The sequence below is a fragment of the Variovorax jilinensis genome (assembly GCF_030316885.1).
In the GTDB taxonomy this organism is placed as follows: Bacteria; Pseudomonadota; Gammaproteobacteria; order Burkholderiales; family Burkholderiaceae_C; genus Variovorax; species Variovorax jilinensis.
On the sequence record NZ_JASZYQ010000001.1, the window covers coordinates 758,011 to 781,415 of the forward strand.

The 23,405-nt window shown below is 68.0% G+C and carries 20 protein-coding genes and 1 tRNA gene; 12 read left to right on the forward strand and 9 right to left on the reverse strand.

Annotation, left to right across the window (positions count from 1 at the left end; all coding sequences use genetic code 11):
- Nucleotides 1–23: 23 nt before the first annotated feature.
- Both QTH87_RS03705 and QTH87_RS03710 read left to right on the forward strand, forming a co-directional pair.
- Nucleotides 24–113, forward strand: a tRNA-Ser gene (locus tag QTH87_RS03705).
- Between the two features lie 194 nt (nt 114–307).
- The gene (locus QTH87_RS03710) at nt 308–676 is read left to right on the forward strand and encodes a hypothetical protein (protein WP_286606986.1); all 369 of its coding nucleotides are present in this window, start codon (nt 308–310) and stop codon (nt 674–676) included.
- Between the two features lie 31 nt (nt 677–707).
- Here the strand turns inward: QTH87_RS03710 and QTH87_RS03715 are convergent, their stop codons facing one another.
- The gene (locus QTH87_RS03715) at nt 708–1,661 is read right to left on the reverse strand and encodes a universal stress protein (RefSeq protein WP_286606988.1); all 954 of its coding nucleotides are present in this window, start codon (nt 1,659–1,661) and stop codon (nt 708–710) included.
- Between the two features lie 446 nt (nt 1,662–2,107).
- On the reverse strand, nt 2,108–2,629 hold the full coding sequence (locus QTH87_RS03720) for an Lrp/AsnC family transcriptional regulator (RefSeq protein ID WP_286608017.1): 522 nt from the start codon (nt 2,627–2,629) through the stop codon (nt 2,108–2,110).
- 91 nt (nt 2,630–2,720) lie between these two features.
- On the opposite strand from QTH87_RS03720, the gene QTH87_RS03725 reads away from it, so the two are divergent.
- Together QTH87_RS03725 and shkS are read left to right on the forward strand one after the other, a co-directional pair.
- Complete coding sequence (locus QTH87_RS03725; RefSeq protein ID WP_286606990.1) at nt 2,721–6,314, forward strand: indolepyruvate ferredoxin oxidoreductase family protein; 3,594 nt, start codon at nt 2,721–2,723, stop codon at nt 6,312–6,314.
- A gap of 228 nt (nt 6,315–6,542) precedes the next feature.
- On the forward strand, nt 6,543–7,979 hold the full coding sequence (gene shkS, locus QTH87_RS03730; RefSeq protein WP_286606992.1) for a surface-behavior sensor histidine kinase ShkS: 1,437 nt from the start codon (nt 6,543–6,545) through the stop codon (nt 7,977–7,979).
- Nucleotides 7,980–8,019: 40 nt separating this feature from the next.
- On the opposite strand, the gene QTH87_RS03735 is transcribed toward shkS, so the two are convergent.
- The 7 genes from QTH87_RS03735 to QTH87_RS03765 all read right to left on the reverse strand — a co-directional run bounded on the left by QTH87_RS03735 (nt 8,020) and on the right by QTH87_RS03765 (nt 14,383).
- Nucleotides 8,020–8,619 carry a response regulator transcription factor gene (locus tag QTH87_RS03735; RefSeq protein ID WP_286606993.1) on the reverse strand — a complete coding sequence of 200 codons (600 nt, stop codon included), beginning with the start codon at nt 8,617–8,619 and terminating at the stop codon, nt 8,020–8,022.
- 75 nt (nt 8,620–8,694) lie between these two features.
- Nucleotides 8,695–10,026, reverse strand: a complete 1,332-nt coding sequence (locus tag QTH87_RS03740; protein ID WP_286606994.1) for a tryptophan--tRNA ligase — start codon at nt 10,024–10,026, stop codon at nt 8,695–8,697.
- A gap of 7 nt (nt 10,027–10,033) precedes the next feature.
- Nucleotides 10,034–10,705: a site-2 protease family protein gene (locus QTH87_RS03745; protein WP_286606995.1), complete on the reverse strand. Its 672-nt coding sequence runs from the start codon at nt 10,703–10,705 to the stop codon at nt 10,034–10,036.
- Between the two features lie 33 nt (nt 10,706–10,738).
- On the reverse strand, nt 10,739–11,374 hold the full coding sequence (locus QTH87_RS03750) for an L-threonylcarbamoyladenylate synthase (protein WP_286606997.1): 636 nt from the start codon (nt 11,372–11,374) through the stop codon (nt 10,739–10,741).
- Nucleotides 11,375–11,477: 103 nt separating this feature from the next.
- Nucleotides 11,478–12,428 (reverse strand): DMT family transporter, encoded by a 951-nt coding sequence (locus QTH87_RS03755; RefSeq protein ID WP_286606999.1) that lies wholly within the window; start codon nt 12,426–12,428, stop codon nt 11,478–11,480.
- Nucleotides 12,428–13,282: a 3',5'-nucleoside bisphosphate phosphatase gene (locus tag QTH87_RS03760; RefSeq protein WP_286607001.1), complete on the reverse strand. Its 855-nt coding sequence runs from the start codon at nt 13,280–13,282 to the stop codon at nt 12,428–12,430. The genes QTH87_RS03755 and QTH87_RS03760 overlap by 1 nt, the downstream gene beginning before the upstream one ends.
- 87 nt (nt 13,283–13,369) lie before the next feature.
- On the reverse strand, nt 13,370–14,383 hold the full coding sequence (locus QTH87_RS03765) for a transporter (protein WP_286607004.1): 1,014 nt from the start codon (nt 14,381–14,383) through the stop codon (nt 13,370–13,372).
- A gap of 150 nt (nt 14,384–14,533) precedes the next feature.
- On the opposite strand from QTH87_RS03765, the gene ppk2 reads away from it, so the two are divergent.
- From ppk2 to urtE, 8 genes are all read left to right on the forward strand, one after another.
- Nucleotides 14,534–15,451 carry a polyphosphate kinase 2 gene (ppk2, locus tag QTH87_RS03770; RefSeq protein WP_286607005.1) on the forward strand — a complete coding sequence of 306 codons (918 nt, stop codon included), beginning with the start codon at nt 14,534–14,536 and terminating at the stop codon, nt 15,449–15,451.
- A 79-nt stretch (nt 15,452–15,530) separates the two neighbouring features.
- Nucleotides 15,531–16,586 carry an extracellular catalytic domain type 1 short-chain-length polyhydroxyalkanoate depolymerase gene (locus QTH87_RS03775; protein WP_286607007.1) on the forward strand — a complete coding sequence of 352 codons (1,056 nt, stop codon included), beginning with the start codon at nt 15,531–15,533 and terminating at the stop codon, nt 16,584–16,586.
- A gap of 16 nt (nt 16,587–16,602) precedes the next feature.
- Nucleotides 16,603–17,457, forward strand: coding sequence for a lipase family protein (locus QTH87_RS03780; protein ID WP_286607009.1), 855 nt, complete (start codon nt 16,603–16,605; stop codon nt 17,455–17,457).
- A gap of 114 nt (nt 17,458–17,571) precedes the next feature.
- On the forward strand, nt 17,572–18,840 hold the full coding sequence (gene urtA / locus QTH87_RS03785; protein ID WP_286607010.1) for an urea ABC transporter substrate-binding protein: 1,269 nt from the start codon (nt 17,572–17,574) through the stop codon (nt 18,838–18,840).
- Between the two features lie 228 nt (nt 18,841–19,068).
- Nucleotides 19,069–20,616, forward strand: coding sequence for an urea ABC transporter permease subunit UrtB (gene urtB, locus QTH87_RS03790; protein ID WP_286608018.1), 1,548 nt, complete (start codon nt 19,069–19,071; stop codon nt 20,614–20,616).
- A complete protein-coding gene (urtC, locus tag QTH87_RS03795) occupies nt 20,613–21,818 on the forward strand; it encodes an urea ABC transporter permease subunit UrtC (RefSeq protein ID WP_286607011.1) in 1,206 nt (401 codons plus the stop codon). Before urtB ends, urtC begins: the two co-directional genes overlap by 4 nt.
- The gene (gene urtD / locus QTH87_RS03800; protein WP_286607013.1) at nt 21,815–22,690 is read left to right on the forward strand and encodes an urea ABC transporter ATP-binding protein UrtD; all 876 of its coding nucleotides are present in this window, start codon (nt 21,815–21,817) and stop codon (nt 22,688–22,690) included. Before urtC ends, urtD begins: the two co-directional genes overlap by 4 nt.
- Nucleotides 22,691–22,707: 17 nt before the next feature.
- A complete protein-coding gene (urtE, locus tag QTH87_RS03805; RefSeq protein WP_286607014.1) occupies nt 22,708–23,400 on the forward strand; it encodes an urea ABC transporter ATP-binding subunit UrtE in 693 nt (230 codons plus the stop codon).
- Nucleotides 23,401–23,405 lie beyond the last annotated feature (5 nt).

Here is a 23,405-nt window from a genome sequence, read left to right on the forward strand (position 1 = left end):
TAATCGCTGGCTCGACAGACACCGGAGAGGTGGCAGAGTGGTCGAATGTACCTGACTCGAAATCAGGCGTACTAGCGATAGTACCGAGGGTTCGAATCCCTCCCTCTCCTCCAGACGAAAGCCCAAGTGAGTGATTCACTTGGGCTTTTTTCTTTGGTGGTGTCCGTGCCCGAAGGGCGGTGCGAAATTTCCGATCAAGAAAGAGACGAGTCGGCCGCTCGATTCAGACGTTTCGCATATCGGCCCTGAGTCAGGCCTTTGACACTTCGATGCATCGATCCAATATCTGGAGACAATCATCGTGCAAGTGTCACGGTCGCTCTCTCGTCGTGCGGTCAATGACCGCAGGTTCGATCAGGAGCAGGTCTCCGAGGTGCTGCTGCGCTGGATCGAGGGCGCCACGATGCCGGCCGCCGCGGTGGAAGTCGCCGAGCTTCGCGACATCCAGGCCGATCTGTACAACTACCCCGGCCTCGGTTTCCGCCACATGACCCACGCGCAGTGGACCAGCCTGCCGCCGCGCAACAGGGGGTCATGGCTCGTCGGCGCACATGATGCGGACCGCGTGCCGCATCGGGTTCGCGTGGCGCTGCTCGAAAAGAAAAGCCTGGTGCCGGTCTTCCTGATCGACGCTGCGATCCGCGAGCCTTGCTTGCTGCGTCGCACATCGGCGTGAGCATCCCGTACCAGTGACCGCCCCTGCCGGTTCACCCTGGCATCGCAGCCGGATTGGGCCGTCGCGGTGGCCTCGGTGCACCGGCTCTCACTCGACGCGTGGTAGCCGGCTCGGCAGCAAGACGGATTGCGGCAGACGCGCTGGTGGCGGCTTCGCGGTCGTGCGGCACCACGAGGACGTCGGTCCTGCTGTGTCTGAGGACGCGCTTCGCGACGCTCCCGGCAATGAAGTCCGACATCGCCGACGCCGGATGCTTGCCGACGACGATCAGTTCGGCCCGGCTGTGCTGTTGCTGCACCACGGTCTGTCGGGCGGGGTCGCCATGGCCGATGTCGGACAGCACGCGGTTGCGCCGCGCGTCGTAGCTATCGGTCAGCCAGAACATCCGACCCTGCGCGTAGCGGCGGCACTCGTGCCGGTAGGCCAGGATGGCTTTCTCGGAAACGTCGGCGTACCGAAGCTTGCCCTCGTTGGCGGTGCTGATCGCATGGAAGAGTTCCACCTCGGCCGTCGTGTTGAGCGCGAATCCCAGATCGACCAGCGCGCGCGATGCCGGCGAGAAATCGACGGCAACCAGCAGGCTTGCATAGGGCCTGCTGGCCGGACGCCTCACGACGAGCACGGGACGGCGGCAGGCCCGCAGAAGGCCCTCCACCGGCTGGCCCACGAAGAGGGAGCGCAACCTGCGATCCGGCTCGGTGCCCCACACCACGAGGTCGGCGCAGCGGGTCTCGGCAAGCAGGTGCTCGACGCCGAAGGCAAGCCGGTTCGCGGCACCTGCGCGAATGCCGTGCCGCTGACCGAGCTGCTGTGCGTGGTGCCCGAGCCTGCAGGCGGCGTCCGGCGGCGGGGTGTGGCCAGGCGCCGCAAAGTAGGCGAGCCTGAGCGCGGCGCCATGCTCGGCGCACAGGTGCGCTGCGCGCGCGAGGGCATGGTCGCCCCGGGTGGAGAAGTCGGTGACGGCGAGGATGGTGTGTGGAGTCATGGTCAGGACTTTCGGGAATGGCTGGCGCGCGCCTCCAGGGCCGGTCGTGGACCGTGGGGCAGGCACGTTGGGCAAGACAGGTGCGCCCGCATGGCAAGCGCTCCGGGTCGACGGCTGGGTCGATGCAAGGCGTCGCCCTGGTCGGGCGGCGTCGCTACCGCGCTGGATGCTGGCCCGGCGGTGGATGGTTGCGCTGAAGGGGAGAGCGGACCGCCGGGCCTAGGAAAGTGCTGGCGTCTGATGACGACGAGCCAGCTTTGCGACCGCACGCGCGAAGGTCGCTGCAAGAAGCAGGACGGCCAGGGCGTGGGTGCAAGCAAGGGCGGTGGTCATGCCGACAGTGTAGGCAATCGCGCGCGAATGGCGGTCAATGGCCTCATGCTTCCTGCCAGATTGGCGGCTGTCGAGCAAGGCGGAACTCGATCCGTCTCGGCAAGCGACGCGAGTCAGCGCCGCCGCCCGCGCGGCACCGACGCAGCCGGCCGTTCCACCTGCTCGATCGGCAGCGCCACCTCCGACTTCACCTGCCTGAGCACGATGCTCGAGCGCACGTGGGTCACGCCGGGCAGGCTGAACAGGGTCTGGTGCAGGAAGCGCTCGTAGTGCTTCATGTCCTGCACGAGCACGGTGAGGATGTAGTCGGCCGGCCCGGTCGCCGATACGCAGCTGGTGATCTGCGGACTGGCCGCCACCGCTTCCTCGAAGCGCTGCACCTGCGATTCGCTGTGGCGGTCGAGATTGACCTCGGCCACGGCGGCGACGTGCAGGCCGACCTTCTCGCGGTCGATCACGGCCGTGTAGCCGCGGATCACGCCGGCCGCCTCCATGTCCTTGATGCGCTTCCAGCAAGGCGTCGGCGACAGTCCGACGGCTTCGGAGATCTGCTGCACCGTCTGCCGCGCATCGCGCTGGAGCTCGAAAAGAATCTTCAGGCTGTGCGCGTCAAGAAGAATGGAATCGACGTTCATGGCAATTTTGGAGAGTTTCATTCTCCAATCTGGGGGAATCGATAGTGTATTGAAGAAGCACTTCCTCGCCGCGCAGTGGAAGAATTTTGGAATGAAAGAACAAGATTCCCACGATGCGTCCATCCTGCCTCCCGACTACCGCCTGGCCGACAGCCTCTGGGCCTCCTCGGGCGCCGTCTTCCTGACCGGCACCCAGGCGCTGATCCGCATCCTGCTGATGCAGCGCCAGCGCGATGCGGCGCGTGGCCTCGACACCCAGGGTTTCGTGAGCGGCTACCGCGGCTCGCCGCTGGGCATGGTCGACCAGGCCATCTGGAAAGCCGGCAAGGGCTTCAAGGAATCCGGCATCCGCTTCGTGCCGGCCATCAACGAGGAACTGGCGGCCACGCAGGTGCTCGGCACGCAGCGGGTCGAATCCGATCCCGAGCGCACGGTCGAAGGCGTGTTCGCGATGTGGTACGGCAAGGGGCCGGGCGTCGACCGCGCGGGTGACGCGCTCAAGCACGGCAATGCCTACGGCTCGTCGCCGCACGGCGGCGTGCTGGTGGTCGCGGGCGACGACCACGGCTGCGTCTCGTCGTCGATGCCGCACCAGAGCGACCATGCCTTCGCCGCCTGGAGCATGCCGGTGCTGCAACCGGCCTCGGTGGCCGAATACCTCGAGTTCGGCCTCTACGGCTACGAGCTGTCGCGCTACTCGGGCGCCTGGGTCGGCATGGCGGCATTGTCGGAAGTCGTGGAGAGCGCGAGCACGGTCGATCTCGATCGCGTCGCCGCGCGGGTCGCGGCCTGGGCCGATGCCGACACGGTGCGCGCCGCCACCGGCCATGTCGCACCGGCCGATGGCTTGCACTACCGCTGGCCCGACCTGCCTTCGCTGCGCATCGAGTCGCGGCTGGCCGACAAGCTCGAGGCCGTGGCCGCCTTCACGCGCATCAACAGCGTCGACCGCCACGTGATCGAGAGCCCGCAGGCCCGGGTCGGCATCGTGACCTGCGGCAAGGCGCATTTCGATCTCATGGAGGTGTTGCGCCGGCTCGAGGTCACGCCCGAGGCGCTCGCGCGCGCGGGCGTGCGGCTCTACAAGGTGGGGCTGAGCTTTCCGATCGAGCAGACGCGCATCAAGGCCTTCGCAGAGGGCCTCGACGAGATCCTGATCGTGGAAGAGAAGGGCGCGATCGTCGAGACGCAGCTGCGCGACATCTTCTACAACGCGCCGCCCGGGGCCCGGCCGGCGCTGGTCGGCAAGCAGGACCGCAACGGCCGGCCGCTGGTGTCGGCGCTCGGCGAGCTGCGGCCCTCGCGCCTGATCGAGCTGGTCGCGCACTGGCTCGGCGAGCACTTCCCGAACAACGGCGAGCTCGGGGACCACCTGCAGCACGTGCGCGACTTCACGCCGCCCGAGCTGCTCAGCAACGATGCCGACGCGGTCAAGCGCATGCCGTACTTCTGCGCCGGCTGCCCCCACAACACGAGCACCAGGGTGCCCGCGGGATCGACCGCGCGTGCGGGCATCGGCTGCCACTTCATGGCCAACTGGATGGACCGCGACACGGCCGGCCTGATCCAGATGGGCGGCGAGGGCGTCGACTGGGTTTCGCACTCGATGTTCACGCGCACGCCGCACGTGTTCCAGAACCTCGGCGACGGCACCTACTACCACTCGGGCTACCTTGCGATCCGCCAGGCGGTGGCGGCCAAGGCCACGCTGACCTACAAGATCCTGTTCAACGACGCGGTGGCCATGACCGGCGGCCAGCCGGTCGACGGCATCATCAGCGTCGATGCGATCGCGCGCCAGGTGGAGTCCGAAGGCGTCAAGCAGGTGGTGGTCGTGAGCGACGCGATCGACAAGTACGACGCCATCAAGGGCAGGTTCCCGGCCGGCACCGAGTTCCACGACCGCGCCGAGCTCGACGACGTGCAGCGGCGGCTGCGCGAAGTGCCGGGCGTGACGGTGCTCATCTACGAACAGACTTGCGCGGCCGAGAAGCGGCGCCGCCGCAAGAAGGGCGAGATGGCCGATCCGGCCAGGCGCCTGTTCATCAACGAGGCGGTGTGCGAAGGCTGTGGCGACTGCGGCGTGCAGAGCAACTGCGTGGCGGTGCTGCCGCACGAGACCGCGTTGGGTCGCAAGCGCAAGATCGACCAGACCAGCTGCAACAAGGACTACTCGTGCGCCAAGGGCTTCTGCCCGAGCTTCGTCGGCGTCACGGGCGGCGCCCTGCGCAGGAAGAGTGGCGCGCTCGCGGCCGGCAAGGATGCCTTCCTGGCCCATGTGGCGGCGCTTCCGCGGCCCGCGCCCCATGGCTGGAGCGCGCCCTACGACCTGCTGGTCACCGGTGTCGGCGGCACCGGCGTGGTGACCGTGGGCGCGGTGATTGCCATGGCCGCGCATCTCGAGGGCAAGTCGGCCAGCGTGCTCGACTTCATGGGCTTCGCGCAGAAGGGCGGCGCGGTACTGAGCTTCGTGCGACTGGCCGACACGCCCGAGCGCCTGAATCAGGTGCGCATCGATACCCAGCAGGCCGACGCGATCCTGGCCTGCGACGTGGTGGTCGGTGCCTCGCCAGATGCGCTGCAGACCGTTCGCCACGGCCGCACGCGCATCCTCGCCAACATGCACGAGATTCCGGTGGCCGAATCCCTGCGCAACCCGGACGCCGACCTGAAGACCGCGCTGCTGCTCGAGAAGATGAAGTTCGTCGCCGGACGCGACCAGGTCCAGACCTTCGACGCCCAGACGCTGGCCGAGGAATTCCTCGGCGACACGCTGGCGTCGAACATCCTCGCGGCCGGCTTCGCCTGGCAGCGCGGCCTGATCCCGATCGGGCTGGAAGCCCTCACGCGTGCGATCGAGCTCAACGGCGTCGCGGTGGCCGCCAACCAGATGGCTTTCTCGCTCGGCCGCCTCGCGGCCGCCGATCCGCGAGCGATCGAGACCTTGCGCGATGCGCCGGCGGCCGTGGCCGTGGACGACTCGGCCGATGCGCTGATCGCGCGCGCCGCGGCCTTCCTCGCCGACTATCAGAACGCAGCCTGGGCACGGCGCTTCGAGCTGCGCCTCAAGGCGCTGCAGCAGCGGGAAGCCGCGCTTGCAGGCGGCGACGAGTCGCTGCCGTTGACGCGCAACGCGGCGCGCAGCCTGCAGAAGCTCATGAGCTACAAGGACGAGTACGAGGTGGCGCGTCTCTACAGCGACGGCAGCTTCCGCGAGAAGCTGGCCGAGCAGTTCGAGGGCGACCTGAAGCTCGAATTCCACATGGCGCCGCCGTTCCTTGCACGGCCCCGGAACGGCCAGCCGCCGGCCAAGATCCGGCTGGGTGGCTGGATGCTGCCGGCGATGAAGTGGCTGGCGCGCGGCAAGGTGCTTCGCGGGAGCGCCTTCGACGTCTTCGGCCGCACCGAGGAGCGTCGGCTCGAGCGCGAACTGATCGGCCGCTTCGAGGCCCGGCTCGACGAGCTCGCCGAAGGCCTGACGGTCGGCAACCAGAAGCTCGCAGCCCAGATCGCGGCGGTACCGCTGACCATCCGCGGCTACGGGCACGTCAAGCTCGCCAACCTCGCGCTGGCGCGTGGCCGCGAGGCCGAGCTGCTGCACCGATTCGCGCCCGAGCGCTATCCGCGTCCGGTGGGCGAGGCCAAGGCCGGCCAGATCCGCGGCATCGCGGTGGTTGCGAGCTGACGCGCGGCCACGCGCCGCGTCGCGGGCGTTGTGCGCACGCGACGTGGTGCCGGCTGTTTTGAGGCGCCGCCCTCCGGCACCCCATAAGATCGAGCGCTAGAGCGCCTGCTGCCCCCGGGGGGCGCGTGGCACGAAGCGGCGAGGCCGTCGTGCCGCACATTGCAGGGCCCCCTCGAGGGGCCTTTTTTGCGGCCCGCCAGGGCCTGAAAGACAGGGGCGTTTGAAGCCATGATCGGTAATTCGTCGTTTGCGGGACTGGGCAACTCGTCCTTCGCAAGCCTCACGCCGGCACCCGCCTCGGCGGATGAGGCCGAACCGTGGGTGCGCGGCGAGCTGATCCGCAGCCTCATGCGTGCGTCGCGCGGCTCCTACCTGCTGGCCGCCGCACTGATGCCGGCCATGGTGGGCCTGAGCTGGGGCCACGTGCCTTCCTGGCAGTTGCTGGTCTGGCTCGCGATCGGCCTCGGCGCCACCGGCTGCCGAATCTGGGGCGAGCAGGTCTACGCGCGCCACTATGCCGACCGCGATTCGGCGGCGCAGGAATTCTTCGTCGAGCGCTACCGATGGCTGTGGAGCGCCAGCGGCTTCGCCTGGGGCCTGTCGATCCTGATCTTCTTCGAGCGCGCGCCGCTCGTGAACCAGTTCATGTGCTGGCTGATCGTGGCGGGCGTGGCCACCTTCCCGCTCAACGGGCTGGCGCTGCACCCGCCGCTGCTCAGGCGTTACACCAACACGCTCTTCTTCACCATGCTCGCTTCGGTGGTCGTGCGCATGATCGAGCTGAAGTTCGAGCGGCCGAACTTCCACTTCGGCTTCCTGCTGCTGCCGATCCTGCACTGGTGGCTGCTGCTCAGGGCCGGCCGTCGCATCCACGAGACGGCGCGCAACAGCTTCGAGCTGCTTTTCCACAACCACATCCTGATCAATTCGCTGACCCAGCAGCGGCAGGCGGCGGTCTCGGCCGTGGCGATGAAGAACCGCTTCCTCGCCAGCGCAGCGCACGACATGCGCCAGCCCGTGCTGGCGCTCTCGCTCTACGCCGACTGGCTGCGCAACGAACCCGAACTGGTGGCCGAGATCGCGCCCAAGATCGTGCGCGCCACGCATGCGGTCAACGCGCTCTTCGATTCGCTGTTCGACCTGGCGCGCATCGATTCGGGCCAAGTGCGGCTGCATATCGAGCGGGTCGAGGTGGCCCAGCTGCTGCACGACCTGGAACTGCAGTACCGCCCCGTGGCCGAGGCCAAGGGGCTGGCGTTCAGGATGCACGTGAGCCCGGGCACCGTGCTGACCGACCCGATCCGGGTGCGGCGCATGATCGGCAACCTGCTGGCCAACGCGATCAAGTACACGGCCGAGGGCGGCATCCTGCTGGCCTCGCGCCAGACCCGCGACGGCCTGCGCGTGGAAGTGTGGGACACCGGCATCGGCATCGCGCGCGAGCACCTGCGCGACGTGTTCCTGGAGTTCTACAAGGTGGCCGACCATGCCGGCACCTCGGACGGCTTCGGGCTCGGCCTCGCGATCGTGGCGCGGCTGTCGCACGCGCTCGGTCATCCGGTCAGCGTGCGTTCGCGACTGGGCCGCGGCAGCGTGTTCCGCGTGGCGCTGTTCGACGCCGACGAGTCGCAGGCCCAGGCCCGGATCTCGGGCGCGGTGGGCTGAGCGCAGTTCTAGCGCCGCGCCCGGCGCGGCCGCACCGGGCTCAGTTCGACGACAGCAGGCCGTTGGTGCGCGCGTGGTGCAGCGCCTGCGTGCGGCTCTTGACGCCGAGACGGCGGAACAGGCGCCACAGGTGCACCTTGACCGTGTGCTCGCTGATGTCGAGTTCGGTCGCGATGTCGCGGTTGCTCATGCCCTGGTCGAGCATCGCGATCAGCTGGGTCTGACGCTTCGACAGCTTGCTGTTCGTGGCGGCGGCCGGCTCCTCGGCATCGCTGTCGGCCATCAGCAGGCCGCGCAGCGCGGCCGTGAGTTCGGCCGAGCTGGCCGATTTCTCGATGTAGGTGTCGGCGCCGGCCTCGATGCAGGCCTCTTCCATGTCGGCCGAGGGCGAAGCCGAGTACACCGCGATCGGCACGTCCGGGTAGCCCTGCTTGACCGCCTTCACGCCCGAGACGCCCGTGGTGTCGGGCAGCTTGAGGTCGAGGCAGAACAGGCCCGGCGCGCCGTGCTGCTTGACCGCGGCGGCCAGCTTGTCGAGGCGCTCGAGTTCGACGATGTTCTCGGCCGGACGAAGGCGGCGCAGCACCATCACGATGGCGTCGCGCATCAGGGGGTGGTCGTCGATGACATAGATACTCATGATTTGCTCGTGGTGTCCGCAGTTCGGGCTTCGCCCATCTCCGCGGTTGTCTTTCCTGTGTTGATCCGTTCCTGCTCAGTTGCCCGCGGCCGCTTCGGCCGCCAGCGCCTCGAGCGCGGCCGAGGCCGCGCGCACGCCTTCGTTGTCGAGCGGCTCGAGCTGCGCGGCGATTTCCGCCAGTGCGGCCCCGCGCTGCTGCCGCAGCGCGCCGATCGCCCGGCCTGCCTCCTGCGGCGTTGCGAACCCCCGGCTTTGTACCAGCAGTGACCCGCCCGCGTCGAGCAGCTTGAAGTAGAAGTTGCCGTCGCTCTCGCGGTATTGCTTGAAGCTCGGCTGGGCGACCTTGCTGCCCTTCGCACCCTTGCGCGCGGCGCCATTGTCCTGGCTGGCCAGGTTGCGCAGGCCGACGGCGTGGCGCAGATCGTCGAGGAAGGGCCTGGAGATGGCGCGCGCCTTCTCGGCGCCGGCGCGCAGCGTGAGTTCGATGCGGGACGGATCGTTGATCAGCGCCTCGTAGTGCGCGCGCATGGGCGCCACCTCGCGATCGATGCGCTCGAACAGCAGCTGCTTGGCGTCGCCCCAGCCGATGCCGTCGGCATAGGCCCGGCGCAGGGTCTCGGTTTCCTCGTCGTTGGCGAAGGCCTGGTAGATCTGGAACAGGGCCGAGCCTTCGGTGTCCTTGGGCTCCCCCGGGGCACGCGAGTCGGTCACGATGCCGTTGATCAGCTTCTGCAGCTGGGCGCGCGGGGTGAAGAGCGGGATCGTGTTGTCGTAGCTCTTGCTCATCTTGCGGCCGTCGAGGCCGGGCAGGGTGGCGACCGCCTCGTCGATCTCGGCCTCGGGCAGCGTGAAATGCTCGCCGTAGAGGTGGTTGAAGTGCTGCGCCATGTCGCGCGCCATCTCGATGTGCTGCACCTGGTCGCGGCCCACGGGCACCTTGTGGGCGTTGAACAGGAGGATGTCGGCGCCCATCAGTACCGGGTACATGAACAGCCCGGCGTTGACGTCCGCGTCCGGGTCCTCGCCCTTGGCGTTGTTCTTGTCCACCTGCGCCTTGTAGGCATGGGCGCGATTGAGCAGACCCTTGCCGGTGACGCAGGTCAGGAACCAGGTCAGCTCGGGAATCTCGGGAATGTCGGACTGGCGGTAGAAGGTGACGCGCTCGGGGTCGAGCCCGCAGGCCAGCCAGGTGGCGGCAATCTCGAGCGTCGAGCGCTGGATGCGCGCCGGCTCGCCGACCTTGATCAGGGCGTGGAAGTCGGCCAGGAAATAGAAGCTCTGGACGTCGTCGCGGCGGCTGAAGCGCACCGAATGACGCACCGAGCCGACGTAGTTGCCCAGGTGCGGCGTGCCGCTGGTCGTGATGCCCGTGAGGAAGCGGGTGGGGGTGTCGGGAAGGAGGGCCATGAAAGATTCAGCGAACGAGCGCGGTCAGCGGGCTCAGCAGGAGCGAGATGGCCTGGTAGCCGAAGCCCATCAGCGGGCTGAGCCAATAGGTGCCCACGATGCCGGCGATCACCAGGCCCATGACGATGAAGAAGCCGTAGGGCTCGATGCGGGCCAGCAGCTCCTGGGCACCGCCGCGCGGCAGCAGGCCGGCCAGCACCCGGCCGCCGTCGAGCGGCGGCAGCGGGAACAGGTTGAAGGCCCACATCACGAGGTTCACCAGGATGCCGCCCTGCGCCATCTTGAGGAAGAAGGTCTCGTCGATGCCTGCGCCGACGAGGCCGATCAGCAGCAGCGCCCAAAGAATGGCCTGGAAGAAGTTCGAGGCCGGGCCCGCCAGCGCGACCCAGACCATGTCGCGCTTGGGATGGCGCAGGCGGTTGAAGTTGACCGGCACCGGCTTGGCATAGCCGAAAAGGAAGGCGCCCGAAGTCGCGAAATACAGCAGGATCGGCATCAGGATGGTGCCGATGGGGTCGATGTGCTTGATCGGGTTGAGCGTCACGCGCCCCATGACATAGGCCGTGTTGTCGCCGAAGTAGCGCGCCACGTAGCCGTGGGCGGCTTCGTGGATGGTGATCGCGAAGATCACCGGCAACGCGTAGATCAGGACGGTTTGTACGAGATTTGAAATATCCACCGTGCGGATTGTCTCAGACCGCAACCGAGGCGCTCAGAGGCCCACGGCGGCGAGCGCGCCGCGGCCCTGGCGCACCAGCAGCGGATCGCCGCCGCTGCCCATGGGCGTCAGGTCGACCACGGTGGTGGGCTCGGAAGGGCAGGCGCCGGCGTCGATGACGGCGCCGATCTGCTTTTCGAAGCGCTCGCGGATCTCGGTGGCGTCGTTGAGCGCCTGGGTCTCGCCGGGCGGGATCAGGGTGGTGGCGAGCAGCGGCTCGCCGTGCAGCGCGAGCAGTTCGAGCAGCACGCGGTGGTCGGGCACCCGGAGGCCGATGGTCTTGCGCTGCGGATGGCTGACCCGGCGCGGCACTTCCTTGGTGGCCTCGAGCAGGAAGGTGTAGGGGCCCGGAGTGGCCGCCTTCAACAGCCGGTACTGCTTGTTGTCGACCCGGGCGTAGTTCGAGAGCTCGCTCAGGTCGCGGCAGATCAGCGTCAGATGGTGCTTGTCGTCGACCTGGCGGATGCGGCGCAGCTGGTCGACCGCATCCTTGTCGTCGAGGTGGCAGGCCAGCGCGTAGCTGGAGTCGGTCGGCACGGCGACGATCTCGCCGCGGGCGAGCAGCGCGACCGCCTGCTTGAGCAGCCGTTGCTGGGGGTTGTCGGGGTGGACTTCGAAGAACTGGGCCATGAGGTATTTTGGCAGGTACCAGGCCGTCGCCGGGCCGCCCCAAGGCGGCCTGCGGCCCCCTCGGGGGGCAGCGACCCACACGCAGTGGGGAAGCGTGGGGGCCTTATGACTCCGCGGGCTCGATCGGCACCCGGCGCTCGCGCACGGTCAGCCAGGCCCCGGCGGCGCCGCAGACGGCGATCAGGGCCATCCCGATCAGCGAAATGCGGTCCGGCACGTACGAGAACATGATCCAGCCGCCCAGCATCGCGAAGGCGATCTGGGCATAGAGGTAGGGCGTGAGCGTCGAGGCCGGTGCGCGCTGGTAGGCCAGGATCAGGATGAAATGGCCGACCGTGCCCAGAAAACCCATCAGGCACAGCAGCGCCCACCAGTGCCACGAAGGCAGCGCGGTCCAGACGAAGGGCAGTGCCAGCGAGGCCAGCAGCGCGCCGACCCAGCCGGTATAGAAGTGCATGGTGAGCGGGTCTTCGGTCCGTGCCAGCTTGCTCGTCAGCACCTGGAACCAGGCGTTGGTCATCACCAGGCTGATCGGCAGCAGCATGGCCCAGCTGAAGGCATCGCCACCGGGGCGCAGGATCACGAGCGTGCCGACGAAGCCACCGCCCACCAGCGACCAGCGCAGCGGCGACACGTGCTCCTTGAGCGTGGTGGCGGCCAGCAGCGTGATGACCAGCGGCGCCACCAGCACGATCGAGGTGAATTCCGCCAGCGGCATGTAGCGCAGGCTGAAGAAGGCCAGCGTGCTCGACGCCAGCAGCAGGGCGCCGCGCAGCAGCTGGTAGCGCGGATGGCGCGTGCGCAGCAGCGCGGTTCCGTGCCGCGGCAGCAGCACCAGCGTGGTCGCCACGGCCTGGAAGGCGTAGCGCACCCAGACGCCCATGAGGATCGGGACTGCGGCGGTCGAGAGCTTGGTGGCGGTGTCGAGCGAAGCGAAGCAGGCCACCGCGAGAAGCACCAGCCCGATGCCGGCCAGGATGCGCTCGGACTCGATGTCGCGCGTGCTTTTCTTGCTGGCGTCGGCGTCGGCGTTGGCGTCGGTCCCCGGCGCCATCACTGGATGCGGTGCGCGAGCAGTTCCCAGACCGGGGTCAGCTTGCCCGGCAGAGGCGGCAGGCGGCCGAGGTCGCAGTGGCTTTCGTCGGGGCTGTGGAAATCGCTGCCGCGCGAAGCCGCGAACTCGAACTCGAGGGCCTTGTCGGCATACTCGACGTATTCGGCCGGCGTGTGGCTGCCGGTCACGACCTCGATCGCCTGGCCGCCATGTGCCTTGAATTCGATGAAGAGGGCGTATTCCTCGTTGGCCGTGAACTTGTAGCGGCCGGGGTGCGCGATCACCGCGAGGCCCTTGGCGTTCGTGATCCACTGCACCGCGTCCTTGAGCGAGGCCCAGCGGTGCGGCACGTAGCCCGGCTTGCCTTCGGTCAGGAACTTGCGAAAAACTTCAGGCGTGTCGCGGCAGTGGCCGGCCTCGACCAGGAAGCGTGCGAAGTGGGTTCGCGAGATCAGCTCGGGATTGCCGACGAAGCGCAGCGCGCCTTCGTAGGCGCCATGGATGCCGACGCGGGCCAGGCCTTCGGCCATCTCCTGCGCACGCTTGCCACGCCCGCCGCGGGTCTCGTAGAGGCCTTGGCTGATCGCGGCGTCGTCGGGGTCGAAGCCCAGGCCCACGATGTGCACCGTCTCGCCGGCGAAGGTGACCGAGATCTCGGTGCCCGTGAGGTACTTGAGGCCGTTGGCGCGCGCCGCCTGCGCGGCGCGATGCTGGCCGCCGATCTCGTCGTGGTCCGTGAGGGCCCAGAGCTCGACGCCGTTGGCGGCCGCGCGGGCGGCCAGTTCCTCGGGCGTCAGCGTGCCGTCGGACACCACGGAGTGGCAGTGCAGATCGGCGTTGAGGATGGAGGACACCGCACGATCTTATTCGTTCTCGTTGCAGGGCGTCGGCGGCCCCTTGGGGGCACAGCGACCCACACGCAGTGGGGGAGCGTGGGGTCCCTAGCGCTTCTTGCGCAGGGCGACCCAGGCCGCGACGGCCGTGAAGCTCACCACGATCGCCACCACGACCCAGAAGCCATGGCCGTCCTCGGCGAGCGGAATGCCGCCCACGTTCATGCCGAACAGGCCGGCCAGGATGTTGATCGGCAGCGCCAGCACGGTCACGACCGTGAGCACGAACAGGCTGCGGTTGTTGTCCTCGTTGACGCCGGCCGCGATCTCCTCCTGCAGCAGCTTGATGCGTTCCTGCAGCGCCCCCATGTCGCGCAGCACCACCGAGAAGGCCTCGGTCGAGCCGCGCAGCTCCTGCACGTCGGGCTCGGTCATCCAGCTCGGCGGGCTCTGCAGCAGCCGGAACAACGCCGCCGGTTCGGGCGCCAGCAGTCGCTGCAGCCGCACCAGCACGCGTCGCAGGACGCCGAGCCGCATCCGCTTGTGGTCGAGCCGGCCGGCCAGCAGGTCGTCCTCGATGTCGTCGACCCGCAGGGTGACGCCGCGCACGACATTCACGAGCACGTCGGCCTGCATGCGCAACAGGTGCTCGAGCAGCTCGGTGCTCGAGCGCGGCGCGTCGCCGGCCTTGACCGCGGTGCGCAGCGCGTCGACCGAGCGCAGCGGCTGGGTGCGGGCCGTCACCACGAGACGCGGGCCGACGCTGATCCACAGCGTCGAGATGTCGGACGGCTCGAAGCTGAACTCGAAGTGCACGTCGTTGATCACCGCGATCAGGGAATCGTCGGCACGCTCGATGCGGGTCGAATGCAGGCCTTCGCGCAGCGTCTCGAAGAACAGCGGCGAAAGGCCGGCATGGCGCTGCAGCCAGCGTTCGGCCGGGGCCTGGCTCAGGTTGAAGTGCAGCCACAGGTAGGCGCCCGGCGGCGTGCCCGCGGCCAGCCAGTCGGCCGCCTGGGCGGAATCGACGGCCCGGGTCGGCTCGGGCGCGGCGGCGTCGAACAGCCAGCCGCAGATCAATCCGGCGTCGTCGCTGCCATAGGCGCCAGCGATCGAATTCATGGTGCGACGAGGGGCATGGTGCTTAAGCCGCCGGATGATCGCCGCGCCATGTGTCAGCCGTGTGACGACCCCGGGTCTGCGTACTTCCTGTCACGGGACGGTCATGCGGTGGCGTCAGGATCGCCTTTTGTTCGTCTTTCGAGTGCCACCATGACCCTTCCGAGTAATCTGCATGACCACGAAGACCTGATGGCGCGCCTGGCGCGCGACCTGGTCGACAGCTACGACGAGGAGATCGAACTCGAACTCGAGGACCGCAGCCTCGATGAACTCGACGGCGGCAGAGTCACCGACAAGGCAGCCCGCCAGGCCTATTTCAGGGAGCTGTTCCGGCTCCAGGGCGAACTGGTCGAACTGCAGGACTGGGTCCAGAGCAGCGGGCAGAAGGTCGTGATCCTGTTCGAGGGGCGCGACGCGGCCGGCAAGGGCGGCGTCATCAAGCGCATCACGCAGCGGCTCAATCCGCGCGTGGCGCGGGTGGCGGCGCTGCCCGCACCCAACGACCGCGAGCGCACGCAGTGGTACTTCCAGCGCTATGTGGCACATCTGCCCGCGGCCGGCGAGATGGTGCTGTTCGATCGCAGCTGGTACAACCGCGCCGGCGTCGAGCGCGTGATGGGCTTCTGCTCCGATGAGGAGTACGAGGAGTTCTTCCGCACCGTGCCCGACTTCGAGCGCATGCTGGTGCGTTCGGGCATCAAGCTCATCAAGTACTGGTTCTCGATCACCGACGAGGAGCAGCACATGCGCTTCCTCGGCCGCATTCACGATCCGCTCAAGCAATGGAAGCTGAGCCCGATGGACCTCGAGTCGCGCCGCCGCTGGGAGGAATACACCAAGGCCAAGGAGACGATGCTCGAGCGCACCCACATCCCCGAGGCGCCCTGGTGGGTGGTGCAGGCGGTCGACAAGAAGAAGGCGCGGCTCAACTGCATCAGCCACCTGCTGGATCAGCTGCCCTACCACGACGTGCCGCATCCACCGGTGGAGCTTCCGGCGCGCGTGCGCAACGCCGACTACCTGCGCCATCCGGTGCCGGCCAGCATGTACGTGCCCGAGAAATATTGACTGGCCCCGTGCGCGGGGATCGGGTGGATCGCGGGCGCCTAAGCTGCTACCGTGTCCGGACCCGCTCCCGCGCAAGTCCATGGCCCGCCGCACCCTTTCTTCCACGCTGACGCGCGCCTACAAGCGCAACCTCAAGGCGCTCACGAAAGCGACGCTGGGGAGCGGCAAGCGGATCGCGACCCAGGTGAAGCGCGCGGCGGTGAAGCAGTTGAAGCCGCCACCGGGGCGCGGCGACTGGCTGGCCGGTGCGGCGCTCGGCCCCGCGGGCGCGCGTCGCTGGCACCTCTACCGTCCGCCCGGTCTTCAGTTGGCACCCGGCGAGAAGCTGCCGCTCATGGTGATGCTGCACGGCTGCGGCCAGACCGGGCGCGACTTCGCGGTGAGCACGCGCATGAACCGGCTCGCCGATCGCGAGCGCTTCCTCGTCCTCTACCCTGAGCAGGACCGCATCGCGCACCCACAGGGCTGCTGGAACTGGTATGAGCGTCGTTCGGGCAAGGCCGATGCCGAGGCCTCGACGCTGATGGCCGCGGTCGACCAGGTGCTGCTGCTCTATCCGGCCGACCGCGAGCGCGTCGCGATCTGCGGGCTGTCGGCCGGCGCGAGCATGGCGGCCCTGGTCGCGACCCGCTATCCACTGCGCTTCAAGGCGGTGGCGATGCATTCGGGCGTGGCGCCCGGCGCCGCGAAGTCGCCGGCCACGGCGCTCGGCGCGATGCGGGGGCAGAACGTGCCGCCGATGCCCGCCACCGCGGTCGGCAAGGCGATGGGCGCCGCGGCCCAGTTCACGACGCTGCCGCCGCTGCTGGTGCTCCATGGCGATGCGGATGCCGTGGTGTCGGCCAGCAACGCGACCAGCACCGCCGCGGTCTGGGCCGCCGCGACCGGCGCGCGGCCCGGCGCGCCGAGGGTGCAGCAGCGCGGCAAGCGGCATCCGATGACCGTCACCGACTACACGCGCCGTGGCGCGACCGCGGTCACGTTGTGCGAGATCAAGGGCCTGGGCCATGCCTGGAGCGGCGGTGCGGCCAGCATGCTGTTCAGCGACGCCGCCGGCCCGGATGCCTCGAGGCTGGTGTGGGCCTTTGCGCAGCGGCAGTTCCGACTCGGCCAGGCGATCCTGCCGCCGCCATGAATGCAGGACCTCGCAGATGACCTCCTCGATCCCCTACGACGCCAGCCGCAGCGCCCTCTACACGCCCGAGCGGCGCGACACGGTGTTCGTGGCCGGCCGCAGCCACACGCCTGTCGAGTGGGCGGTCGAGGCGGCTCGGCTCACCTACTACCGGGCCGACGAATCGGCGACCGAGCTGGCGCGCCTGGCCGCGGCGCTTGCAGCCGCGGGCTTCGGTGCGCCCACGCTGTTCGCCGACGGCGCCACCTTCGCTTTCGGCTGCCTGCATGGCGGCGACGGCAGTGCGCTGGTGGCTTTCCGGGGCACGCAGCCGGACGAGATCCGCCACCTCGCGACCAACCTTCAGGCGCAGCAGACCGACTGGAACGAAAGTGGCGGCCGCGTGCACGCCGGCTTCGCCAAGGCCGCCCGCTCGGTGCTGCCGCAGATCGGTGCCTGGCTGGGCGGCCCGGCCCGCGAGCACGCCCGGCTGATCCTCGCCGGCCACAGCCTCGGCGCCGCACTCGCGACGCTGGCCGCGACGGTGCTGCGGCCGGCCCTGCTCGTGACGCTGGGTTCGCCGCGCGTCGGCGATTCGGATTTCGTGGCCGCGCTCGCGAAGCATCACGTGCTGCGCGTGGTCGACGGCTGCGACATCGTCACGCAGCTGCCGCCGGCGCTCTCGTTCTACGCCCACGCAGGCGCCGTCAACTACATCCGCTGTGTCGACGGCGTCTGCGTCGAGGAGCCGAGCCCGGCGGAGATCGACGCCGACCGCCTCGAGGGCCGGGCCCGCTACGCGACAGAGCATGCCTGGCGCAGCGGCTCGGTGCTGCTGCGCGAGCTGGCCGATCACGCGCCGATCAACTACGTGCGCGCCTTCTTCGACTAGCGCGCTTGCGTTGACCGGGCCGGGCGACCACCGTACGCCACCCGGCGTATTTCCGCGCCGACGCCCCATCCGCAGACTCCTTCCCATCGTTCACACCAACAGGAGAAGGTTTCCATGCAACGTCGATTCACACTCAAGGCGCTCACCGCCGCCGTCGCCCTCGCGGGCCTGACCGCCGTTCCTGCGTTCGCGCAGGACACCATCAAGGTCGGCGTGCTGCACTCGCTGTCCGGCACGATGGCGATCTCCGAGACCGTCCTCAAGGACACGGTGCTGATGGCGATCGACGAGATCAATGCCAAGGGCGGCCTGCTCGGCAAGAAGCTCGAGCCCGTGGTGGTCGACCCGGCCTCCAACTGGCCGCTGTTCGCCGAGAAGACCAAGCAGCTGCTGGGCCAGGACAAGGTTGCCGTGATCTTCGGCTGCTGGACCTCGGTGTCGCGCAAGTCGGCGCTGCCGGTGCTCGAGGAAATGAACGGCCTGCTGTTCTACCCCGTGCAGTACGAAGGCGAAGAGCTCAGCAAGAACGTGTTCTACACCGGTGCCGCGCCCAATCAGCAGGCGATTCCCGCGGTCGACTACCTGATGAGCAAGGAAGGTGGCGGCGCCAAGCGCTGGGTGCTGCTGGGCACCGACTACGTCTATCCGCGCACCACCAACAAGATCCTGCGCGCCTACCTCAAGAGCAAGGGCGTGAAGGATTCGGACATCGACGAGAAGTACACGCCCTTCGGCCACAGCGACTACCAGACCATCGTCGCCGACATCAAGAAGTTCTCGGCCGGCGGCAAGACCGCCGTGGTCTCGACCATCAACGGCGACTCCAACGTGCCCTTCTACAAGGAACTCGGCAACGCCGGCCTGAAGGCCAAGGACGTGCCGGTGGTTGCCTTCTCGGTGGGCGAGGAAGAGCTGCGCGGCGTCGACACCAAGCCGCTGGTCGGCCACCTGGCCGCCTGGAACTACTTCATGAGCCTCAAGAACCCGACCAACACGGCGTTCATCAAGCAGTGGAGCGACTACGCCAAGGCCAAGAACATCGCCGGCCACAAGGACAAGCCGCTGACCAACGATCCGATGGAAGCCACCTGGATCGGCGTCCACATGTGGGCGCAGGCGGTCGAGAAGGCCAAGAGCACCGACACCGACAAGGTGATCGCGGCGATGGCCGGCCAGACCTTCACCGCACCTTCGGGCATCGTCTCGAAGATGGACGAGAAGAACCATCACCTGCACAAGAGCGTGTTCATCGGCGAGATCAAGGCCGACGGCCAGTTCAACGTGGTGTGGAAGACGCCGGGCCCGGTCAAGGCCAAGCCGTGGAGCCCGTTCATCGAAGGCAACGACAAGAAGCCCGATCAGCCCGCCGGAAAATCGATGTAACTGGGCTCGCCCCCAGGTTGCCCGGCACTTCGTGTCCGGGCACCCACCCCCTACCGGGGAGGATGCAACCACCCCCGAACTCGCTCACTTCGTGTAGCGAGGTCCCCCTCGAGGGGGTAACACCAGCGGCCCGGCGAAGCCGGTTCCGCGGTGTTCCTGGATCAGATACGGAACGTCGCCAGTCTTCTCATTCCTATGCGCCTTATTCAATTCTGCCTGGCGGCGCTCATGCTGCTGTTGGCCCTTCCGGGTCACGCGCTCACCAACGAGGAAGCCAAGGCCATCGCCTCGGGCGAATCCGAGGAGCGCATCGCGGCCCTCAACAAGGCGGTGACCACTGCCGACGAGAAGACGGCGGCCTTCATCCAGGCGATGGCGGACGACGCGGTCAAGTTCACTGCGACGAAGGTGTTCGTCATCAAGGACGACAAGGCCTACGATCCCGTCACGGGCGCCGAGCAGACGCTGCCGGCCGACGCCGAGGACGTGGTCAACAACAACATGATGCGCGGCGCCCTCGATGCCGCGCAGGCAGCGCTCAAGCTCACGAGCAAGGACGACGCGCAGCGCTCCGAAGCGGCGCTGGCCCTGTTCAAGGAGCCCGACGAGTCGCGGCTGCCGATGGTCGAGAAGGCGCTGGCCGCCGAGACCAACCCGAAGATCAAGGCGCAGCTCGAACTGGTGCGCGCCGCCAGCATGCTCACGAGCACCGACAAGGGCAAGCGCCTCGCCGCCGCCACCGACCTCGGCGCCAGCCGCAGCCCCGACACCAAGCTGCTGCTGAACCAGCGGCTGGCCGACGAGACCGAGGCCGACGTCAAGGCCGCCATCGTGGCCTCGATCGCGAGCATCGACGGCTCGCTGGTCTGGGGCGACCGCATCAACGCCATCTTCAGCGGCATCAGCCTCGGCTCGGTACTGCTGCTGTCCGCGCTCGGCCTCGCCATCACCTACGGCCTGATGGGCGTCATCAACATGGCGCACGGCGAACTGATGATGATCGGCGCCTATGCGACCTACGTGGTGCAGGGCGTGTTCCAGCGCTACTTCCCCGAATCGGCCTTCGGCTGGTACCTGGTGGCGGCGATCCCCGTGGCCTTCATGGCCTCGGCGCTGGTCGGCGCAGTGCTCGAGCGCGGCGTGATCCGCTTCCTGTACGGCCGCCCGCTCGAGACGCTGCTGGCCACCTGGGGCATCTCGCTGGTGCTGCAGCAGCTGGTGCGCTCGATCTTTGGCGCCCAGAACGTCGGCGTCGAGAACCCGTCGTGGATGAGTGGCGGCCTGACCATGCTGAGCAACGTGGTGCTGCCGTGGAACCGCATCGGCATCATCATCTTCGCGGGACTGGTGCTGCTCGCGATGGCCTGGCTGATCGGCCGCACGCGGCTTGGCCTGTTCGTGCGCGGCGTGACGCAGAACCGCCCGATCGCCTCCTGCATGGGCGTCAACACCGCCCGCATCGATACCTATGCCTTCGCTCTCGGCTCGGGCATCGCGGGCCTGGCGGGCTGCGCGCTCTCGCAGATCGGCAACGTCGGCCCCGACCTCGGCCAGAGCTACATCGTCGACTCGTTCATGGTGGTCGTGATGGGCGGCGTCGGCCAGCTCGCGGGCACCGTGTACGCGGCCATGGGCCTGGGCATCCTCAACAAGTTCATCGAAGGCTGGGCCGGCGCGGTGCTCGCGAAGATCGCGGTGCTGGTCTTCATCATCATCTTCATCCAGAAGCGTCCGCAGGGCATCTTCGCCATGAAGGGCCGGAGCGCAGAAGCATGACCAAACTACCCACCAAGGGCCCGCTGCTGAGCGGCAAGGGCTGGACCGCCTTCTTCGTTGCCCTGATCGCGGTCTGCGCGCTGGCGCCGATGCTCAACATGCTGGTGCCCGAGGGCAGCGCGCTGCACATGAGCGACTACGCGGTGGCGCTGGTCGGCAAGATCATGTGCTACGCCATCTGCGCGCTGGCGATGGACCTGATCTGGGGCTACACCGGCATCCTCTCGCTCGGCCACGGCCTGTTCTTCGCGCTCGGCGGCTACGTGATGGGCATGTACCTCATGCGCCAGATCGGCCGCGACGGCAACTACAAGAGCGATCTGCCCGACTTCATGGTGTTCCTCGACTGGAAGACGCTGCCCTGGCACTGGACCTTCAGCGACAGCTTCATTGCCACGCTGATCATGATCGTCGCGGTGCCGGGCCTGATCGCCTTCGTATTCGGCTTCTTCGCCTTCCGCTCGCGCATCAAGGGCGTCTACTTCTCGATCATCACGCAGGCCATGACCTTCGCCGCGATGCTGCTGTTCTTCCGCAACGAGACCGGCTTCGGCGGCAACAACGGCTTCACCGACTTCAAGCGCATCCTGGGCATCCCGATGCAGACGCAGGAGATGCGCATGACGCTGTTTGCGCTCACCGGCCTCACGCTGCTGGGCTTCTTCCTGTTCTCGAAGTGGCTGATCGCGAGCAAGTTCGGCCGCGTGCTGCAGGCCATCCGCGATGCGGAGACCCGCGTCATGTTCTCGGGCTACAGCCCGCTCGGCTACAAGCTCACGATCTGGGTCATCTCGGCCATCATGTGCGGAGTGGCCGGCGCGCTCTACGTGCCGCAGGTCGGCATCATCAACCCGGGCGAGATGAGCGCGGCCAACTCGATCGAGATCGCGATCTGGGCCGCGGTCGGCGGCCGGGCCACGCTGATCGGGCCGATCATCGGCGCCTTCGTCGTCAACGGCGCGAAGAGCTGGCTCACGGTGGCCTATCCCGAGTACTGGCTGTACTTCCTGGGTGCGCTGTTCATCGCGGTCACGCTGTTCCTGCCCGACGGCATCGTCGGCCTGGTGAAGAAATGGAAGGCGCGCATCAAGGCACCGAGCGCGGGGCGGCGCGAGGCGCAGCGCTCGCTGGCGGCCGAACAGGGCGTCGAGGCCTCGGCCCTGGCACCGCTCGCGGTCGACGCCAAGGGAGCCCGCGCATGACGCCCGACCTGATGGAAGCCGGCGCCGAACGCATCGCGCGCCTGTCCGGCGAGCCGGGCCTCGTGCCGCAGACCGAATCGGGAGGCCGCTCGGCCGGCTACGGCCGCCACGCGAGCGGCGAGGTCGACGTCACGCACGGCCGCATCCTCTATCTCGAGGACGTCAGCGTGAGCTTCGACGGCTTCAAGGCCATCAACAAGCTGTCGCTCGACATCGCGCCGGGCGAGCTGCGCTGCATCATCGGCCCGAACGGCGCCGGCAAGACCACCATGATGGACATCATCACGGGCAAGACGCGGCCCGACGAAGGCACGGTGTTCTTCGGCAGCACGATCGACCTGCTGCGCCACAAGGAAAGCGAGATCGCGCAGCTCGGCATCGGACGCAAGTTCCAGAAGCCGACCGTGTTCGAGCATCTCACGGTGTTCGAGAACCTCGAGCTCGCGCTCAAGACCGACAAGGGCGTCAAGGCCTCGATGCTGTTCAGGCTCGACTCGGCCCAGTCCGACCGTCTGGCCGAGGTGCTGCACACGATCCATCTCGCGGACAGCGTGGAGCGGCTGGCGGGCAACCTGAGCCACGGCCAGAAGCAGTGGCTCGAGATCGGCATGCTGCTGATGCAGGACCCCAAGCTGCTGCTGCTGGACGAACCGGTGGCCGGCATGACCGACGAGGAAACCGCGCGCACGGCCGAGCTGTTTCTCACGCTCAAGGGCAAGCATTCGCTGATGGTGGTGGAGCACGACATGAGCTTCATCCGCACCATCTCGGAAATCGTCACGGTGCTGTGCGACGGCTCGGTGCTGGCGCAAGGCACGCTCGACGAGGTCCAGTCCGACGAGCGGGTGATCGAGGTCTACCTCGGCCGCTGATCCAGGGAAGAATGAACATGCTCAGCGTCAAGAACATCCAGCAGTACTACGGCGGCTCCCACATCCTGCGCGACGTGAGCTTCGAGGCCCGTCTCGGCAAGGTCACGGTACTGCTGGGCCGCAACGGCGTCGGCAAGACCACGCTGCTCAAGTCGCTCATGGGCCTGGTGCCGATCAAGAGCGGCAGCATCGAGTTCGACGGCGCGCAGATCCAGAAGTCCACGCCCTACGAGCGCGCCCGCGCCGGCATGGGATTCGTGCCGCAGGGCCGCGAGATCTTCGCGCGCCTCACGGTCGAGGAGAACCTGCGCATGGGGCTGGCCTACCGGTCGGGCTCGACGCCGATCCCGCCCGAGCTCTACGAGCTGTTCCCGGTGCTGAAGCAGATGCTGAACCGTCGCGGCGGCGATCTCTCGGGCGGACAGCAGCAGCAGCTCGCGATCGCGCGGGCCCTGGCGCCCAAGCCGAAGCTGCTGATCCTCGACGAGCCGACCGAGGGCATCCAGCCGAGCATCATCAAGGACATCGGCCGCGTGATCCGCATGCTGGCCGACCGCGGCGACATGGCGATCGTGCTGTGCGAGCAGTACTACGACTTCGCGCAGGAACTGGCCGACGACTACCTCGTCATGGAACGCGGCGAATTCATCGCGCGCGGCCTGGGCAAGGACATGGAAGCCGACGGCGTGCGCCAGCTGGTCGCCATCTGAGCTTC